This window comes from Pseudomonas sp. F1_0610 (genome assembly GCF_047470865.1).
In the GTDB taxonomy this organism is placed as follows: Bacteria; Pseudomonadota; Gammaproteobacteria; order Pseudomonadales; family Pseudomonadaceae; genus JAZDRH01.
The window spans coordinates 104,092-122,140 of the sequence record NZ_JAZDRH010000008.1 but is presented as its reverse complement, the minus strand read 5'-3'; the positions used below and the strand labels follow the sequence as shown (position 1 = coordinate 122,140).

16 protein-coding genes and 1 rRNA gene are annotated in these 18,049 nt (G+C 43.4%); 11 read left to right on the top strand and 6 right to left on the bottom strand.

Annotated features, from left to right (window positions below; translation table 11 throughout):
- From rrf to VQ643_RS06770, 5 genes are all read left to right on the top strand, one after another.
- A 5S ribosomal RNA gene (gene rrf / locus VQ643_RS06790) occupies positions 1–98 on the top strand; the annotation flags it as partial.
- 297 nt (positions 99–395) lie between these two features.
- Positions 396–1,313, top strand: a complete 918-nt coding sequence (locus VQ643_RS06785) for a hypothetical protein (RefSeq protein ID WP_414198671.1) — start codon at positions 396–398, stop codon at positions 1,311–1,313.
- Positions 1,310–1,855, top strand: a complete 546-nt coding sequence (locus VQ643_RS06780) for a GTP-binding protein (protein ID WP_414198669.1) — start codon at positions 1,310–1,312, stop codon at positions 1,853–1,855. The genes VQ643_RS06785 and VQ643_RS06780 overlap by 4 nt, the downstream gene beginning before the upstream one ends.
- On the top strand, positions 1,852–2,265 hold the full coding sequence (locus VQ643_RS06775; protein WP_414198667.1) for a roadblock/LC7 domain-containing protein: 414 nt from the start codon (positions 1,852–1,854) through the stop codon (positions 2,263–2,265). The genes VQ643_RS06780 and VQ643_RS06775 overlap by 4 nt, the downstream gene beginning before the upstream one ends.
- A gap of 2 nt (positions 2,266–2,267) precedes the next feature.
- On the top strand, positions 2,268–2,627 hold the full coding sequence (locus VQ643_RS06770; RefSeq protein ID WP_414198666.1) for a hypothetical protein: 360 nt from the start codon (positions 2,268–2,270) through the stop codon (positions 2,625–2,627).
- A 35-nt stretch (positions 2,628–2,662) separates the two neighbouring features.
- Here the strand turns inward: VQ643_RS06770 and VQ643_RS06765 are convergent, their stop codons facing one another.
- The 5 genes from VQ643_RS06765 to VQ643_RS06745 form a co-directional block, all read right to left on the bottom strand.
- Positions 2,663–5,227, bottom strand: a complete 2,565-nt coding sequence (locus VQ643_RS06765; RefSeq protein ID WP_414198665.1) for a TRAP transporter permease — start codon at positions 5,225–5,227, stop codon at positions 2,663–2,665.
- A 72-nt stretch (positions 5,228–5,299) separates the two neighbouring features.
- Complete coding sequence (locus VQ643_RS06760) at positions 5,300–6,274, bottom strand: TAXI family TRAP transporter solute-binding subunit (protein WP_414198679.1); 975 nt, start codon at positions 6,272–6,274, stop codon at positions 5,300–5,302.
- 97 nt (positions 6,275–6,371) lie between these two features.
- Complete coding sequence (gene argA, locus VQ643_RS06755; RefSeq protein ID WP_414198664.1) at positions 6,372–7,682, bottom strand: amino-acid N-acetyltransferase; 1,311 nt, start codon at positions 7,680–7,682, stop codon at positions 6,372–6,374.
- Between the two features lie 124 nt (positions 7,683–7,806).
- Positions 7,807–9,081: an inorganic phosphate transporter gene (locus VQ643_RS06750; RefSeq protein WP_414198663.1), complete on the bottom strand. Its 1,275-nt coding sequence runs from the start codon at positions 9,079–9,081 to the stop codon at positions 7,807–7,809.
- A 29-nt stretch (positions 9,082–9,110) separates the two neighbouring features.
- On the bottom strand, positions 9,111–9,788 hold the full coding sequence (locus VQ643_RS06745; protein WP_414198661.1) for a TIGR00153 family protein: 678 nt from the start codon (positions 9,786–9,788) through the stop codon (positions 9,111–9,113).
- A gap of 107 nt (positions 9,789–9,895) precedes the next feature.
- Here VQ643_RS06745 and VQ643_RS06740 point away from each other — a divergent pair, with 107 nt between their 5' ends.
- The 6 genes from VQ643_RS06740 (at position 9,896) to VQ643_RS06715 (ending at position 15,753) form a co-directional block, all read left to right on the top strand.
- The gene (locus tag VQ643_RS06740) at positions 9,896–10,879 is read left to right on the top strand and encodes an inorganic triphosphatase (protein WP_414198659.1); all 984 of its coding nucleotides are present in this window, start codon (positions 9,896–9,898) and stop codon (positions 10,877–10,879) included.
- 108 nt (positions 10,880–10,987) lie between these two features.
- Positions 10,988–12,754, top strand: a complete 1,767-nt coding sequence (locus VQ643_RS06735; protein ID WP_414198657.1) for a GspE/PulE family protein — start codon at positions 10,988–10,990, stop codon at positions 12,752–12,754.
- 14 nt (positions 12,755–12,768) lie between these two features.
- Complete coding sequence (locus tag VQ643_RS06730; protein WP_414198655.1) at positions 12,769–13,689, top strand: SPFH domain-containing protein; 921 nt, start codon at positions 12,769–12,771, stop codon at positions 13,687–13,689.
- Positions 13,690–13,695: 6 nt separating this feature from the next.
- Positions 13,696–14,142, top strand: a complete 447-nt coding sequence (locus tag VQ643_RS06725) for an NfeD family protein (RefSeq protein ID WP_414198654.1) — start codon at positions 13,696–13,698, stop codon at positions 14,140–14,142.
- A gap of 15 nt (positions 14,143–14,157) precedes the next feature.
- Positions 14,158–14,913 (top strand): NRDE family protein, encoded by a 756-nt coding sequence (locus VQ643_RS06720; protein WP_414198652.1) that lies wholly within the window; start codon positions 14,158–14,160, stop codon positions 14,911–14,913.
- Between the two features lie 3 nt (positions 14,914–14,916).
- On the top strand, positions 14,917–15,753 hold the full coding sequence (locus VQ643_RS06715) for an EamA family transporter (RefSeq protein ID WP_414198650.1): 837 nt from the start codon (positions 14,917–14,919) through the stop codon (positions 15,751–15,753).
- On the opposite strand, the gene ptsP is transcribed toward VQ643_RS06715, so the two are convergent.
- Positions 15,750–18,032 (bottom strand): phosphoenolpyruvate--protein phosphotransferase, encoded by a 2,283-nt coding sequence (gene ptsP / locus VQ643_RS06710; RefSeq protein ID WP_414198676.1) that lies wholly within the window; start codon positions 18,030–18,032, stop codon positions 15,750–15,752. The two genes, VQ643_RS06715 and ptsP, sit on opposite strands and share 4 nt — an antisense overlap.
- Positions 18,033–18,049 lie beyond the last annotated feature (17 nt).

Below are 18,049 nucleotides of genomic sequence, written 5' to 3'. Positions count from 1 at the left end.
TTGGAACCACCTGATCCCATCCCGAACTCAGAAGTGAAACGATGTATCGCCGATGGTAGTGTGGGGTCTCCCCATGTGAGAGTAGGTCACCGTCAAGCGCCTAAAACAAAATCCCAGCTTAGCAATAAGCTGGGATTTTTTTATATCCGTAAAAAAATAAAGCTTAATCGCCTGTTTCGCTTTCAATAAAGACCTATAGGCTTACTATATAATCTAATAGATAAAATCAATCTTAATTTGATGTGAATCACATTCTATAAGTGATATTATTTCACTATTAATACTTGAGTATAATAATCAGATATTTTCATTCATCCGCAATGAATGCGTGCTTTTAGTGCCTGTGGGTAGACAGTACTTTGAGTCTGTGTCTTTGCCAAAGCTTTAGCCTTATCATGCAAGTAGATACCTTATTTACAGTTTCATGTTCTGGTTGCTCTGAGCACGAAATACACTTATTAAAACACCAAATTAAAATTTTACAGCGCAAAACGCGTTTAAATTGGGTTTATGCTGTCCCAACACGTAGCTCAACAGCAGATTTGAAAATTCAACGTAAAGCAGGTCAAGAAATTGCCATTGCAACCTTTGGTTCTGGTGCTACGTTACAACGCTTTAAACTTGCTTGGCCGCTTCGTGTTCAGGGGTTTTTAGCCTTGCTTGAACGCTGTGAAAACAGTGTTTTGATGGAATTAGATGCTGTACCTTTAAATAAAGCTATTATTGAGCAACTTGATGCTATGAAAGGTGCTACCCAGTTCATTCACCAAGGCTCACTGGTCCGCTTTCTACCAGAGCAAGATTGCATTCAGAGCAATCTAGTTTCTTTTGAATTGCTTTTAGGCTTACTGAAAGAAAGTCCTAAACCATTAACAGCTGTTCCTAATACAGTCGTGATGGATGCTAGCTTACAAAGTTATCCAATGAGAAAAGTACTTTGGGCGTTAGCTTTAGAAACTAAGCTAGCGCCATCTAGTACTTGGTTTGAACCTAAGACTGAATTTCAAATTGAGGCTTGGCCGCTACTGAGTGAGTGGCGCACATCATCATCTATCATGCGTTTAGCTGCACTGTTTTCACGCCAGTTCTGTTCGCTTGATAAAGCACGTCGTTTTGCAGATGTGTCAGTAGAGCAAGTGGCTAGCTTTTTGCAGGCTTGTCATTGTGCGGGCATTGAAGTCAATAAACGTCTTGTTGAGCTAACGCCTAACGAAAGCTTACAAGCGCCCATAAGTGATGAAGAGAACAAAGGTTTTCTTGCACGTTTGCGTGATCGTTTAGGGCTTGGCTTTTCAAAAGTCTATACACGATGAAGATTTTGTTTATTGGCCCTATGGGGGCAGGAAAAACAACAGCTATTACGGCCTTAAGTGATATTCCTCCAATAGCGACAGAAGCGCAAAACTTTGACCAGCTAAGTGCTGCTAAAGCAACCACAACAGTAGCAATGGATTATGGTGAGTTACATCTTTCATCTGATGAGTTTGTAGCCTTATATGGTATTCCTGGCCAGGCACATTTCTCTTTTATGTGGGAAGTTTTGGCGCAGGGAGCACTAGGTGCTATTTTATTATTGAATCACTTAGAAGCTAATGCTTTGCAGCAGTTAGACCTGTACCTTGATGCCTTTCCTGAACTGGTAGCGTGTGGCGCTGTTGTTGTGGCAGTAGGGCATGCGCAAGCCTTCGGAGACGCAGTATTAGCACCTTATCAACGAGTATTAAGCCAAAGAGGCTTAGCTTTGCCTTTGTTTGTGACGGATGTGCGCTATCGTGAACAGGTGCAATTGCTAGTGGAATCTTTAATTGCCAATGCTGAAGTAACGCAATTCTTAGATGGGCATTTAGCGTTATGAGTAAGTCAGACATTTATTTATTGCAGCTTTGCAGCAGTAGCCTAGAGCAGCTTAAGTTAAAGGCTGAAGGCTTTTGCATTGGTGCCATAGCTTTAGCCGATGGTTTTCCCTTGGTCAATATCAGTTGTGATACCTTAGTGGAGCGTCGCGTTACTGCAATGTCGGCTGCTTTATTTGGTTTAAGCTCATCTATTGCAAAAGAATTTCAACTTAAAAATGTAAATAGTATTGTGGTGGAGTGTGAGCAGGGTTTGGTGGTGTGCCGGCAAATAAGAGGCCCAAAACGCAACTATATTTTATTTACATTATTTGATGATCGCATTAACTATGGAACAGCTATGTGGCATGTAAAAAATACAGAAGCTGCTATAAGTACAGCCTTAGCTCAGCCTGGTCCTGCTAAGGAGTAGGCATGAACGAACTTCATAACCACCTACAAGGACTTATTTCATTAAATGGGGCTATTGCGGCAGCAGTAGTTGATAGTGCAAGTGGTATGTTGCTTGGCAGCTTGGGTGAGCATATTGATATTGAAATTGCTGCAGCGGCTCATTGCGAAGTATTAAAAACACAGCGTAAAACGCTCAAGTTGTTAGGACAGCAGCAACAGATAGAAGATATGCTGATTACATTAAATAACCAATATCATCTCTTACGCCCTCTATCTGCCCATCCTGAGCTATTTGTTTACTATGTGCTGGAGCGTGAGCAAGCAAATTTAGCATTAGCACGTTTAAAGTTGCAGCGTACAGAACTGAAAATTAGGTTCTAAAAAAAGCCTAATGTATTTACATTAGGCTTTTGAGTTTAGCAAGTAAGGTTTGTTTTTCTTCGACGACGTTGTTGCATAAAGGCAACAAAGGCCAGTAAAGCTAGCCCAGGGATCCACATCCACTCTTTGCGGATACGCTCTACAGGCGCTAAGACTTCTAGAATCTCTTGATCCATATGTAGCCCTAAGTCCGCCGCAGGAGAGCCCCAAGCGGTATTGTCGACTAGTATTTTGCCATCTTCTTCAATTAACTCTAAACCTAAAGATTCAAGCTTTTCTTCTCCTGTTTCTCCTTGAGGTACAGGGATTAGTAGTGTCATTTGTTTTGGATCACCAACGTCATTTTCACCCATTACAGTCAAGCGTATGGTTTTACTTGAATCGCTATCAGCAAGGGCTTGAGTTAGCTGACTTGGTGGGTAGGATTCGTAAGGGTTAGCAATAAAGTCCATCCAAAAGCCAGGACGGAAAAGAGTAAAGGCAACCAGTAAAAGCAGTATGTTTTCATACCAGCGATTACGGGTGATGAACCAGCCTTGAGTACCTGCAGCAAAAATCAGCATGGCTAGAGTAGCTACAATGAAAATCAGAGCACCATGCCAAAAATCTACGTTAATCAATAACAGGTCAGTGTTAAAGATAAATAGGAATGGCAAAGCGGCAGTTCTTAAACTGTAGTAAAACGCTTGGACCCCAGTTTGAATTGGGCTTCCCTTTGAAACAGCAGCAGCGGCAAAGGAAGCGAGGCCTACAGGCGGTGTGACATCTGCCATGATACCGAAATAGAACACGAATAGATGCACAGCGATCAGTGGCACTATCAAGCCATTTTGCTGGCCTAAGGTTACGATGACAGGTACTAATAGAGTTGACACCACAATATAGTTAGCTGTGGTTGGTAGCCCCATGCCTAGAATTAAACTGAAAATAGCCGTCAGTACTAACATGAGCAATAAGTTGCCCATAGAAAGCAGCTCTACTAAATCAGCTAAAACTAACCCAACCCCAGTTTGTGATACAGCACCTACGATAATACCAGCCGTTGCAGTGGCTATGCCGATACCCACCATATTACGAGCACCAGCAATCATACCTTCACGCAAATCAACAAAGCCGTCTTTTAAACTACCGTGATCATGTGAGTTATCTTTGCGCATCCAATTGAGCAGTGGACGTTGGGTAATCAGAATAATTACCAACATCACTGTTCCCCAAAATGCAGACAGACCAGGAGATAGTCGCTCAATCATTAAGCACCAAACCAGTACTACAACAGGTAGGATAAAGTGCAGTCCTGAGAGTAAAACGTGGCGAGTATTAGGTAGTTTTTCTAAGGGTTTATCTGAGTCATCCATAGCTAATGCTGGATTGTTAGCTGCAATTTTTAGCAGGCCAAGATAAACAATAGCCAGAATAACGCCAGAACCTAGCAGCATATACTCACCTAACACTGGTTTTAACCAGCCTAGGCCGTAATACACAGCTAATGAGATACCTGAAATAAAAGCAACGCCAAACGCAAAGCCCATTAAACGACGCAAAATAGGTTTTGGGGCGCGCTGACCTATTGGCTGCATACCTAGTTTCATGGCTTCTAAATGCACAATATAGAGCAGTGCAATATAGGAAATGGTAGCAGGTAGGAAGGCGTGTTTAATGATTTCCACATAAGGAATACCTATGTATTCCACCATAAGGAAAGCAGCCGCGCCCATGACAGGAGGCATAATTTGCCCATTCACCGAGGAGGCAACCTCAACAGCCCCTGCTTTTTCAGCACTAAAGCCAACCCGTTTCATCATTGGGATAGTAAAGGTGCCTGTGGTTACCACATTAGCAATAGAGGAGCCAGAAATCATACCTGTAAGGGCAGAAGAGACTACAGCTGCTTTTGCAGGCCCACCGCGCATATGACCTAGCAGGCTAAATGCCAACTGAATAAAGTAATTACCTGCACCTGCGCGTTCTAATAGCGCACCAAAAAGTACAAATAGAAACACAAAGCTGGTGGAAACACCTAAAGCAATACCAAAAACGCCCTCTGTAGTAATCCATTGATGGTTAGCTAAGGCCGTTAAGCTAACACCACGGTGTTGCAACAAGTCCGGCATATAAGGTCCAAGGATGCTATAGGCCAAAAATATAAGCGCAATAATCGCTAAAGGCGGACCTAATACACGACGTGTTGCTTCCAGTAATAATGGAATGCCAATGCAGGCTGTAATTAAATCTTCGCGGGTTAAGCTACCCGGGCGTTGAGCTAAGTCTTGATAGAAAATAAACAAGTAGGCAGCTGTAGCGGCCGCAACAAAGCCTAGTGCTAGATCTATAATGGGAACGTAAGTACGAGGTGAGCGCTTGAATGCCGGATAGGTTAAAAACGCAAGAATTAACGCAAAAGTTAAATGAATAGCGCGAGCTTGAGTGTCATTAAATACACCAAACTTAAAGATAAAGGGGAGGGGCGATGCTATCCATAATTGAAAACATGACCAGAGTAATGCTAAACCAGCAATCATGTAAGCCATAGAGCCAGCTGGAAGACGAGCACCGCTATCTTGAGCAATGAGCTCTTCAACAGATAGTTGCTTTTCAGTCATATGAAACCTTGAATCTTAAATTAGAAGACCCGCGCTTGCGCGCGGGGTAATGCTTAGGGTAGGAACAGAGAATTACATCCAGCCACGTTCTTTATAGTAACGCACAGCACCTTCATGTAATGGTGCAGTTAGGCCAACGCTGATCATGTCTTTTTCTGTTAGATCATGGAAGGCAGGGTGCAATTTTTTGAAGCGATCAAAGTTATCAAACACAGATTTAACAACTTCATAAACAACATCTGGGCTTACTTTGGCGCTAGTAGTTAGTACAGCTTTACCACCAATAGAAGGCGTTGGGTTTTCGTTACCAGTGTAAACACCGCCTGGAATGTCAGCTTTGGTGAAATATGTTTTTTCAGCCAATAGTTTGTCGATGGCTGGACCTGTCACAGGTATAAGCACAGCATCTACAGTAGTTGTGGCTTCTTGAATAGCACCATTAGGATGGCCCACAAAGTAGGTCATGGCATCAATATTATTATCGCCTAGGGCGCTGGCTTGCTCTGCTGGTTTTAACTCAGCCGCTAGTGCAAAGTCAGATTTTTTCCAGCCTTTGACAGCCATAATTTCTTCTAATGTATCGCGCTGGCCTGAACCAGGGTTGCCCACGTTAACACGCTTACCTTTAAGATCGTCAAAGTTGGCAATATGTGCATCACGGCGCGCTAAAATAGTGAAAACTTCACTTTGTAGCGAGAATACAGCACGCTCATCTTCCATCGGACCTTCTTTATCAAAAGGAGGTAGCCCTTTCATTGCTTTGTATTGATGGTCTGACTGCATGATGCCGAAGTTGAACTCACCACTACGGATACCATTGACGTTGGCAACACCGCCACCGCTTGCAGGAGCGTTACATTTGATACCATGGCGTTTACTGTCACGGTTTACGAAGCGGCAAATAGATTGCCCAGCTACATAGTAAACCCCTGTTTGTCCACCAGTGCCGATTGTTACGAATTTGTCATCGGCTGCTTGTGCAGTATGAGCCATAGAAAAACTGGCTAAACCAGCAGTTAAAGCCCATGCTAGCGTTTTTCCTTTGATCATAAAAATCTCCTAAAAGAATCAGAGTGTAAATTCATGGATTTACAGAGCTATCAATAACAGCTTAACTAATCTTTTTGCAATACAATAGTAGTCATTAGGATAAAGCGCCAAGGCTTTTTCGGAAAACTTTAGAGTTGCGTTGAAAATTATAAAGCTGTGCTTTTTTCTTAGGTAATTGTTCTATTTCACAAGGTTCAAAACCGCGCTCTTGAAACCAATGAGCGGTGCGAGTGGTGAGCACAAAGAGATGATGAAGGCGTAAGGCTCTTGCCCGTTGCTCAATGCGCTCAAGCAAAATATCACCGCGCCCGCCATGACGATATTCAGGGTTGACAGCAAGGCAAGCGAGCTCTCCGGTATTTTCTTCGATAAAGGGATAGAGTGCGGCACACGCAATAATGCAACCATCGCGTTCTACAATACTAAAGCGCTCTATTTCACGCTCTAACATATCACGCGAGCGACGTACCAGTATGCCCTGCTCTTCTAATGGGCGTATTAGCTCAATGAGTCCGCCTACATCGTTAATATTGGCTTCACGTACTTGTTCAAAGAGTTGCTCATCAATTAAGGTTCCGCCACCGTCACGGGTAAAAAGCTCAGTTAATAAAGCACCATTATCGGCGTAGCTGATCATATGGCATCGAGCAACATGCGCACTGGCTTGTGCTGCTGCTTTTAGTTGGCGTGCGGCATCACTGCCTTCGTTTAAACGTTGTAGGTGAGTAGGCGCTTGTTGCGGACAGAGCTCGCGGATCAGTTGTCCTTGTTCATCTAGTAACCCTTTGTCCTCACCAAACAAAATGAGCTTGTCTGCTTTTAGGCATACAGCTACTTCTGTTGCAATATCTACACTGGACAGGTTAAAAACCTCAGCTGTAGGGGAATAGCCTAAAGAAGGTAGTAAAACAATATTATGCTGGTCTAGCTGCTCAATAATGGCTTTGCGATTAACTCGACGAATTTCACCAGTATATTGGTAATCGACACCCTCTACTACGCCAATAGGTTTAGCAGTTACAAAGTTACCACCTACAACTTGTACATGCGCACCTTGCATAGGCGATGACATCATATCCATCGAAAAACGCGCTTCAATAGCAATACGTAACTGACCAACAGCTTCTTGCACACACTGTAGCGTTTGACTGTCTGTAATGCGTAATGCGTTATGAAAAGATGAAGCAATATTTTTTTGGGCTAAACGTTGTTCTATTTGCGGTCGAGCGCCATGAACTAAAACTAAACGCACGCCTAGGCTATGTAACAGCACAAGATCATGCACTATATTGCGAAAGTTCTGGTGTGCTAAAGCTGCACCTGGTAGTGCAATAACAAAAGTGCGACCACGGTGCATATTAATATAGGGGGAGGCATTACGAAGCCAGTTTACGTATTCGTGCATCTTTGTTGAACCATGGGGCAATCAAACGAATAGTTCGACAATAAGAGTCTTTAGGTAGAAAAGCTAGAATCAAACCAAAGAAATTTTAAGTAGGCTATGCTTTTAGCATAGCCTACTGGGTGGCTTACAAGAAAATGTAGCGCATGATGGTGAAGAATAAGATAGAGAGCAAGGCACCAGCAGGTAAAGTAATAGCCCATGACATAAAGATTGAGCCAATCACCTGTAAGTTTAAGGCGCTGATGCCACGTGCCAAACCAATACCAAGCACTGCACCTACCAGAGTGTGGGTAGTTGATACTGGCATACCAAAGGCAGAGGCGCCAACTACGGTTGATGCCGTAGCTAGCTCAGCAGCAAAACCGCGGCTAGGTGTTAACTCGGTGATTTGCCCACCAATGGTGGCAATGACTTTATAACCGTAAGTGGCAAGTCCAACTACAATGCCTGATGCGCCTAAAAACAGTACCCATGTAGGCACTGCTGTTTTAGCGGCAAGATCAATGGCGGTATCACCTGCTGAAGATACAACGCTAGCAATAGCGGCTAATGGACCTACGGCGTTAGCTACATCATTTGCACCATGAGCAAATGCCATAGAGCAGGCTGTAAAAATCATTAGGATAGCAAAGACTTTCTCAGTACTGCCATAAAGTTGGGAGCGGTTGGCGCCTTCAGGTAAACGTATACGGCGTAATAAAATAACGCCTAGCGTCATTACAACGCCGCCTACCATTAAGGATAATAAAACACTTTGCTCGTTAGAGAGGTTGATACCCACATGCTTTAACCCTTTTGATAAGGTCATGATCGCAACCATAAAGCCGGTCACGAACATGTACATAGGTACATAACGTTTGGCATTAGCAAAAGGATCTTCTGTGTTCATAATTAAGTGCTGCACACTAATGAACAACATAAAGGCGACAGCGCCAGAAATAAAAGGTGTAACGACCCAACTAGCCGTAATAGGTAAAATGGCGCTCCATTGCACAGCATCAAAAGAAATACCCACAGCTGCAAAACCAATGACGGCACCAATGATGGTGTGAGTGGTTGATACTGGCCAGCCTTTAGTGCTGGCGATCAGTAGCCAAGTACCGGCGGCTAATAAGGCTGAGAGCATGCCTATAACCAGTAAGTTCGGCTCAACCGCATCAGTATGAACAATGCCGTTTTTGATAGTGTCAGTTACTTCACCACCGGCAAAATAAGCACCGCAAAACTCAAAAATCATTGCGATGAGAATAGCTTGTTTAATGGTTAATGCTTTAGAGCCAACAGAAGTGCCCATGGCGTTAGCCACGTCATTAGCACCTACACCCCACGCCATAAAAAAACCAAACAAACAGGCAAGTGCTAAGAGTAGAGTGCCATGCTCAACAAGAAAGGTAGACATAGTGAATCCGCTATTTTGTGCAGCTAAGTTTAGCGTGCAAGGAGTTGTTCAAGACGGTTACCTACACGCTCAGCGCGGTCAGCAACGTCGCCAATCCATTCAATGATGGTGTATAAGAACATCACATCAACAGGTGGAAGATCCTTCTCCAAAGCAAATAGGCCGCGGCGTACTTCAACTTGCATGCGGTCCGTGTCTTGTTCAATGTCCTCAACAATTTCAACCATTTCAGTTACCCGTGAAATTTCACGTGAACCAAAACCTGTTTCTAAAATATCATTGAGCTCATTCATTGCTTTTAACGCTTGTGCACTGGCATCTACAGTGCGCTGCACAAAGGTTAAAATGGGGAGTTGCAAAGGCTGAGGTATGGTCATTTTACGACCAAGCATGAGTCCAGCAATGTCTTTTGCGCGGTTTGCGACTTTGTCTTGTACACTAAGCAGCTCTAATAGGTCTGAGCGTGGTACAGGTAGGAATAGGCTTTTAGGTAGATGCATACGAACGTTACGCTTTAACTTGTCGGCGTCTTTTTCAAGATTGGACATCGTTTGCTGTACACGTTCTACTTGCTCCCAATCTTCAGCAATAACAGCTTGAAAAAAAGGAATCAAGTTAGATGCACACTCATGCGCCTTGGCTATGTGCTGTTGCATTGGGCCGATCGGAGAACGACCAAATAAGCTAACAAATGGATTTATTGACATAGGAAGAGCTGCGCTCAGTTTCTAATGACGAATCCTAATTATACGGTGGGTTATCAGTAACGACCAGTAACAGAGTCAATCGGATACATATTTATAGTGAGATGTTTATGCCAATTGAAACCGAAATTAAGTTAAAAGTGACGCCTCAAGTGCTCGGTAGAGTGCGATCTCATGCGCTAATCAACCAATCTCAACAAGAAACATGGCAAGAGAAAAAATTATTTAATATTTACTATGACACGCCTAATTTTGCCTTAACTCAAGAAAAAATCGCTTTACGTACGCGAAAAACTGGTGAGCAGTTTATTCAAACGCTAAAAACACAAGGTACCAGTGTGGCAGGGTTATCTCAGCGTTATGAATGGGAATGGCCGCTTTTATCAGAGCACTTAGATATCACACTGCTCACGCCAGATATCTGGCCGCAGGCGTTGGCTGACTCAGTTAAAAATCAGCTTATACCTATTTTTAGAACTGACTTTACTCGTCATAAAACACTAATTAAGTGGCAACAAAATGGCGCTCAAAGCCTGATTGAAGTGGCCTTAGATGAAGGTACTATTACTAGCGAAAATCAAACAGAAATTATTTGTGAAGTAGAGTTAGAACTCAAGCAAGGGCAGGCGGGTGCTTTGTTTGATATAGCCGTACAAATAGCACAAGATTTACCCGTGTTACCCAGTGAAATTAGCAAAGCAGAACGTGGCTATCGTTTATTAATGCAAGCTGAGGCAGAAAAAGCAGCGGCCGTAACAATGATCCCACGTGAGCTGAGCACTATCGAACGCATTCGATTATTAGAAAAAATACTCCATCGTAGCCAGCGTTATGCAGAAGATTTTGCTCAGTATGCGCAGCATGATTTATTTATTGCTTGGCTGGCGAGCTTAGGACAAATGCAACAATTATTAGCCCCAGTCAATTCACAATTAGCAGCCACATTGCACATCATCCAATCGAGTTGGGCGCAGCAGGCACCACAATCAGTGCATGCTTCTTTTATAACATGGCTTACTAAGCGCCAGTGGGGTATGTTTTCTTTGTTATGCGCACAATGGATGTTCTTGCAAGGCAGTAAAACAGGGCATTAGTTTTAAGTATTTTTTATTTTTCATGCAAGCTGTGTATCTGCTCAATACTTTTTTTTAAAAAATTGCATAGGCTTAGCCAATTGTAGCAAATGCCTAAGGTTTAGATTTATGTCCGATCGTTGGTTAGAACTAAATGATGTGCTCACTGAATTAGTACGTATGAAGCGTATTGATCAGAATATGGCTGAGCAATGCATGAATCTAAAACGCTTAAGTAAACATAACCCACAGCAGAATCCTATTGAGTTTATTGCAGATCAACAATTAGATGACCTCGCTTTTGCGGGTAAAAAACTAGATATGGAACGCTTGTGTACATGGCTGGCGCAATGGGCTGGGCAAGAGTACGTGCGTATTGATCCATTAAAAATTGATGCTGCAAGTGTTACACCTGTGATGTCTTATGCTTTCGCACAACGGCATCAAATTTTAGCTATTGAAGTCACTGCAGAAAGCGCCACTATTGCCAGTGCACAGCCCTTTACTAAGTCGTGGGAGACAAATTTACTGCATGTTTTAGGGCGTAAGATTAAACGTGTAGTCGCCAATCCAGCCGATATCCGACGCTATACTGTTGAGTTTTACCGCCTTGCTCGCTCAGTTTCAGGGGCCTCAACTAATGATAACTACATGGCTGGAATTGGTAATTTTGAGCAATTACTAAATTTAGGCTCAAGCAATCAAGAGCCTGATGCTAATGATGCACATATTGTCACTATTGTAGATTGGCTCTTTCAATATGCTTTCCAACAGCGTGCCAGTGATATTCATATTGAGCCACGACGTGAGCAGGGGACAGTGCGCTTACGTATAGATGGCGTCTTGCATAATGTTTACCAATTTCCTGCCCAGGTCACCATGGCTGTTATTAGCCGCTTAAAAACCTTGGGACGTATGAATGTTGCGGAAAAACGTAAGCCGCAAGATGGCCGAGTCAAAACGAAAACCCCAGATGGCAGTGAAGTGGAGTTACGCTTATCTACTTTACCTACTGCGTTTGGTGAAAAAATGGTCATGCGTATTTTTGACCCAGAAGTCTTATTAAAATCATTTGATCAACTAGGTTTTGGTAAAGATGACTTGGCGCGTTGGACAAAAATGACCAGCAGCCCCAATGGCATTATTTTAGTAACAGGTCCTACAGGCTCAGGTAAGACAACAACACTTTATACCACTTTAAAACAGCTCGCCACTGAGCAGGTTAACGTTTGTACAATTGAAGATCCCATTGAAATGGTGGAACCTGCCTTTAACCAAATGCAAGTGCAGCATAATATTGGTGTAGACTTTGCAAGTGGTGTGCGAGCATTAATGCGGCAAGACCCTGACATTATCATGGTGGGTGAGATTCGAGACCTTGAAACAGCGCAAATGGCTATTCAGGCTGCATTAACAGGGCACTTGGTTTTATCTACACTACATACCAATGATGCAGTAGGGGCTATTACGCGTTTATTAGAATTAGGCGTGCCGTATTATTTGTTGCGAGCCACTATTCTTGGGGTAATGGCACAGCGGTTAGTTCGCACACTATGTCCGCATTGTAAGCAGCCCACAGAAATTTCTGAGGAACAATGGAAGTTATTAACACAACCTTGGTCATCTGCATTGCCTACCAATGTACATAAGCCGGTAGGTTGTATAGAGTGCCGTGAAACAGGCTATAAAGGGCGTGTTGGTGTGTATGAAATCTTATTACTCAATGATGAAGTCAAAACACTGATTAAGGCCGATACAGACACTACCTTATTACGTCGTCAAGCCTTCCGCACAGGTATGCGCAGTTTGCGTTTATCGGGTGCGCAAAAAGTAGCGGCTGGGCTAACTACGGTTGAAGAAATCTTACGTGTCACACCTGAAAGCGAACAGGTTTAATTAGGAGATAGGAGATGGAAATGGGTGCATTTATTTTTATTTTGGTAGCTGTAATAGCGGCTATTGTTGTAATGGGCTGTAAAGTAGTACCACAAGGACATGAATGGACTGTTGAGCGTTTTGGTCGTTACACCAAAACATTAAGCCCAGGTTTGAATTTAATTGTGCCAGTAGTTGATCGTATTGGCCGTAAAGTTAACGTGATGGAAAATGTTTTAGATGTACCCTCACAAGAAGCTATTAGTGCGGATAATGCTATGGTGCGTATTGATGCTGTGTGCTTCTTTCAGGTTATTGATCCTGCCCGTGCAGCTTATGAGGTGAATGACCTACATTACTCAATCTTAAACCTTGTAACGACTAATATTCGTACAGTGTTAGGCTCCATGGAGCTAGATCACATGCTAAGCCAGCGCGATCAAATTAACGAGCGCCTATTACGCACTGTAGATGATGCTACAGCGCCTTGGGGAGTAAAAGTAACGCGTATTGAAATCCGCGATATTACGCCACCAGCGGATCTTGTTGAAGCCATGGCTAGCCAAATGAAGGCAGAGCGGTTGAAGCGTGCACAAATTCTTGAAGCAGAAGGTAAGCGTCAAGCTGAGATTCTAACGGCCGAAGGTGAAAAGCAAGCTCAGATTTTAGCCGCTCAAGGCTTGCGTGAGTCGGCTTTCTTGGAAGCAGAAGCGCGTGAGCGTCAAGCGCAGGCTGAAGCAGAAGCAACACGCATGGTTTCTGAAGCTATTGCCAGCGGAAATATGCAAGCAGTGAACTATTTTGTTGCTCAAAAATATATTGATGCTTTAGGCAAAGTTGCTTCAGCCAATAATAGCAAAATTGTCATGATGCCATTAGAAGCGAGCCAAATGGTTGGCTCAGTAGCCGGTATTGGCGAAATTATTAAAGCGACTTTTAAAGACGAAAAACGGTAAACGCATATGGATGTGTTGAGCTATTTACAAAGCTTAAGCTACTGGGATTGGTTTATTTTCGCTGGACTTTTACTGTTGGTAGAAGTCCTTGGAACGGCAGGTTACTTTTTGTTATTTGCTAGTGCAGCGGCTATTGTCGGCGTTGCTGTTTGGATTTTTCCAAACCTGCACTGGGCGTTGCAATATGTACTCTTTTCTGGATTATCCTTAGTTTGCTCTTATGCTTGGTGGCTTCGTCTTAAACGTTGTCCTGTGAAAAACGAATCACTCAATAAGCGTGGCTCAGAATTATTAGGACAAGAGTTTGTATTGCATGAAGCGATTACGTTAGGTCGTGGAAAGGTACGCGTGGGTGATGGCTTTTGGATTGTGGCAGGTAAAGACTTGCCACAAGGGACGCGCGTTAAAGTGGTAGGCTTAGACGGAGTTGTGCTTAACGTCATAGAAATATAATAATGGGTGGCTGCAATGTGTTTGATTGTTTTTTCTTGGCAACCAGAGACCGAGCAGCCACTTGTGCTGTTAGCTAACCGAGATGAAGTTCTGGAGCGCCCTGCGTATCCACTATCATGGTGGCCTGAATATAACATTCTAGCCGGGCGTGACTTACAAGCATTAGGCACATGGTTAGGGGTTAACTCCTTCGGTAGTTTCGCAGCGCTAACCAATATTCGTAACCCTCACTTAGCTGAGGGTGACTCCTCACGTGGGCAGTTGTTGGTCGATTACTTAGATACCAACACAGATCCTGCCACCTTCGTAAATAGCATTGCCCGCCTGAAAGACCATTACAGTGGTTTTAATATTCTTTGTGGTAATTTACATGAACTCTGGTTTTATCATTCAGAGGATGATGAGCCCTACCCATTGCCAGCAGGCGTTTATGGGTTATGTAATGCCAGCTTAGATACGCCTTGGCCTAAATTAGTACGTTTACGACAGCAGTTTAGCCAATTGCTATTTGCGCAAGCAGACATTCGTGCCTTTATGGCTTTAATGCAAGATAAAACCCAAGCTGAAGATAAATTCTTACCGAAAACAGGCGTTCCTTTAGCCGTTGAGCGCGTACTGTCGAGCATATTTATTCAAGAAGCATCTTATGGCACACGCTGCAGTAGCCTACTGCAGCTTAATCGAACAAAGCCATCTATATTTTTTGAGCAAACATATGGTAACAATGGGCGGATAACATCACAGGTTCAGATTGATTTTTTAGTTAAATAACCAATGAGCTTAAGTGTTTTTGTCGTAGTTTTGGCGGCTGCTTTATTGCATGCCATATGGAATAGCATCGTAAAAAATGGTGAGGATAAGCTAAAAAGTACAGCATTATTAGCACTAACTACCTGTATTTTAACCGCATTTGCGCTTCCCTTTATTGAATTGCCCCATTCGCAAAGCTGGTTTTACCTTGGTGTCTCAATTGTTCTGCAAGTGGTGTACTACCTCTTAGTCGCGCTTAATTATAAGTTATCTGACTTGAGCTTAAGCTACCCACTGATGCGTGGCACTGCCCCTGTGTTAGTAGCTCTAGTTGGTGTTTGCTTGCTTGATGAATCCTTGTCTATGTGGGGTTGGCTAGGTATTTTTCTCATTGCACTAGGTATTGTCAGTATGGCGTGGAGCGCACGCAAAGCTGCGGGCACTGCGGGTATTATCTTAGCTTTATTAAATGCCACAGTGATTGCTGCGTACACCTTGGTCGATGGCCTAGGTGTGCGTCATGCTGGCAGTGCGATTAGCTATGCGGTTTGGCTATTTTTTTTATCAACTATTCCCATTGTTATTTGGGCGCTGGCTTACCATAAACAAGCTTTTATTGTTTATAGTTGCACACATTGGGTGTCAGGAAGTATTGCTGGCCTTGGTTCAAGCTTAGCTTATGCCATGGTGTTGTGGGCAATGTTGCATGCACCTATCGCTTTAGTAGCAGCCTTGCGTGAAACATCCATAGTATTCGCCACGCTATTTGCAGCATGGATGCTGAAAGAAAAAATCAGTATGAGCCGCTTTTTTGCTGTAGTTTTAATAGCTTTAGGTGCAGTTGCATTGCGTTTAGCTTAGCTAGTATGCACATGTGATGCAGGATTAAGAATTTTACTCAAGCCAAGCTCGTTAAGCGCACTATTTAAAATGGTATGTATGCTATGGCAGCTGGTTTCTTGGCTGACTTCCTCTAACAAAGCACGAGCATGTTCTGCTGTAATTTGCCGTAGTAACCATTTTACCTTAGGTAAATGGGTAGCATTCATGGATAAACTATCAAAACCTAGTGCCAGTAATAAAACAGCAGCCACGGGATCTCCAGCCATTTCACCACAAATACCTACCGGCGTATTCTCAGCATTGGCAGCATCAATGACATATTTTAGTGCCATCAGCATCGCAGGGTGCAGGTAGTCATAGATATCAGCCACTTTCGCATTGTTACGATCAACAGCTAATAAGTATTGCGTTAAATCGTTAGAGCCAACAGATAGAAAATCACAGCGGCGTGCTAATTCACGTGCTTGATAAACGGCTGAAGGTACTTCAATCATTACCCCAACTTGTGGGCGCTCAATGATAAAGCCTTCTTCAAGCAGCTCATTATAGGTACGATCAATTAATTGTAGTGCGTCCTCTAACTCAGTCACGCTGGAAATCATAGGCAATAACAAGCGCAGGTTATTAAGTCCAGCACTGGCTTTGAGCATGGCGCGAATCTGTACGGTGAAGATTTCTGGGTGATCTAAACTAATGCGGATGCCACGCCAACCTAAGAATGGATTGGTCTCTTTAATTGGAAAATAGTTTAAAGGTTTATCGCCACCAATATCTAAAGTGCGCATGGTGACAGGCATTGGGTGAAATGCTTGTAAATGCTCACGGTACATTTGTAGCTGCTCTGATTCGCTAGGAAAACGCATGTTGCCCATAAAGGCAACTTCTGAGCGGTAAAGTCCCACGCCTTCAGCGCCACGTTCAAGAGCACGCTGGATATCCGCGACTAACCCGGTATTTACCCATAAAGGAATCTTCACACCATCTTGGGTTTCACAAGGTAGATGGCGTAGTTGGTCTAAATCTTTATTAATTAACTGCTCTTCTTTAACAACATCTTTATATTGTTTGCGCAGCAAATAACTAGGGTTTGTAAAAATATCTCCATGATACCCATCGATAATCATAGAAATACCATCTAAACGAGTATAGGGCAGGTTGCTAGCACCCACTACGGTTGGTATGCCCATAGCGCGGGCTAAAATAGCCACATGAGAGTTACGTGAGCCTTGTACCGAAACTAACCCAACTAGCTTTTCTGTTGGAATTTCGCCCAACATCGCAGGTGACAGCTCTTCACTGACTAAAATAGTATTTTTAGGGAAACGTAACGTCTGCTTTTCAGCTTTTTGTAAATAGGATAATAAGCGTCTTCCTATGTCTTTTACATCAGATGCACGCTCACGTAGATAGTCGTCATCCATAGCTTCAAAACGACGAATATGGTCGCTGACTATTTGCCGTAACGCGCCTTGTGCCCACTGTCCTTGCTTAATGACCGCAATAACATCACCAGCTAAAGCGTTTTTCTCTAGCATCATCAGGTAGACGTCAAATAACGCGCGCTCTTGAGGGCGTAATTGGCGGCTTAAACGAGTTGATAAGGTGCGTATATCTGTGCGTACAGATTCCAGTGCTTGTTTAAATAGATCTAATTGTCCTTCTATATCCTCTACTACTTTATCAGGTACAACGTCTAAGTCCGCCATTGGTAAAATGACAACAGCTTTACCAATGGCAGCGCCAGGAGCGCCAGAAACACCACTAAAGCGGGCTTCTTGTACGCCTTTTCCTTGCTGATCAATACCACGAATGGAACCTGTTGCTTCGGCATGGGCAATCACCCCAGAAAGCTGAGCACTCATGGTGATCAAGAAAGCTTCGTCACCTTCATCAAATTGTCGGCGCTCACGCTGTTGCACAACCAGTACGCCAAGCACTTTACGATGATGAATAATAGGTGTACCTAAAAAAGAGGAAAAACGTTCTTCGCCCGTTTCAGCAAAATAGCGGTAGTTAGGATGGCTAGTAGCATCTTCTAAGCTTAGCGTTTCAGACTCACTTGCGACCAGCCCCACCAGTCCCTCATGCTCAGCCAAGCTAACCTTGCCAACAGAACGCTTATTCAAACCTTCTGTTGCCATTAATACATAGCGCTTAGTTTTGGGGTCGCGTAAGTACACAGAGCAAACATGACTGTGCATGGCTTCTCGTACTTGATCAACAATAATGGCTAACGCGCCAGGCAAATCTTTTGCCTCGTTCACTTCTTGTGAAATTTTGCGTAGCGTGTTGAGCATACTGGTGGTTTCGCTAA

Coding starts and splice junctions, on each gene's coding strand:
- VQ643_RS06785 (WP_414198671.1), top strand. CDS start 396: ATGCAAGTAGATACCTTATTTACAGTTTCATGTTCTGGTTGCTCTGAG.
- VQ643_RS06780 (WP_414198669.1), top strand. CDS start 1,310: ATGAAGATTTTGTTTATTGGCCCTATGGGGGCAGGAAAAACAACAGCT.
- VQ643_RS06775 (WP_414198667.1), top strand. CDS start 1,852: ATGAGTAAGTCAGACATTTATTTATTGCAGCTTTGCAGCAGTAGCCTA.
- VQ643_RS06770 (WP_414198666.1), top strand. CDS start 2,268: ATGAACGAACTTCATAACCACCTACAAGGACTTATTTCATTAAATGGG.
- VQ643_RS06765 (WP_414198665.1), bottom strand. CDS start 5,227: ATGACTGAAAAGCAACTATCTGTTGAAGAGCTCATTGCTCAAGATAGC.
- argA (WP_414198664.1), bottom strand. CDS start 7,682: ATGCACGAATACGTAAACTGGCTTCGTAATGCCTCCCCCTATATTAAT.
- VQ643_RS06750 (WP_414198663.1), bottom strand. CDS start 9,081: ATGTCTACCTTTCTTGTTGAGCATGGCACTCTACTCTTAGCACTTGCC.
- VQ643_RS06745 (WP_414198661.1), bottom strand. CDS start 9,788: ATGTCAATAAATCCATTTGTTAGCTTATTTGGTCGTTCTCCGATCGGC.
- VQ643_RS06740 (WP_414198659.1), top strand. CDS start 9,896: ATGCCAATTGAAACCGAAATTAAGTTAAAAGTGACGCCTCAAGTGCTC.
- VQ643_RS06735 (WP_414198657.1), top strand. CDS start 10,988: ATGTCCGATCGTTGGTTAGAACTAAATGATGTGCTCACTGAATTAGTA.
- VQ643_RS06730 (WP_414198655.1), top strand. CDS start 12,769: ATGGAAATGGGTGCATTTATTTTTATTTTGGTAGCTGTAATAGCGGCT.
- VQ643_RS06725 (WP_414198654.1), top strand. CDS start 13,696: ATGGATGTGTTGAGCTATTTACAAAGCTTAAGCTACTGGGATTGGTTT.
- VQ643_RS06720 (WP_414198652.1), top strand. CDS start 14,158: ATGTGTTTGATTGTTTTTTCTTGGCAACCAGAGACCGAGCAGCCACTT.
- VQ643_RS06715 (WP_414198650.1), top strand. CDS start 14,917: ATGAGCTTAAGTGTTTTTGTCGTAGTTTTGGCGGCTGCTTTATTGCAT.
- ptsP (WP_414198676.1), bottom strand. CDS start 18,032: ATGCTCAACACGCTACGCAAAATTTCACAAGAAGTGAACGAGGCAAAA.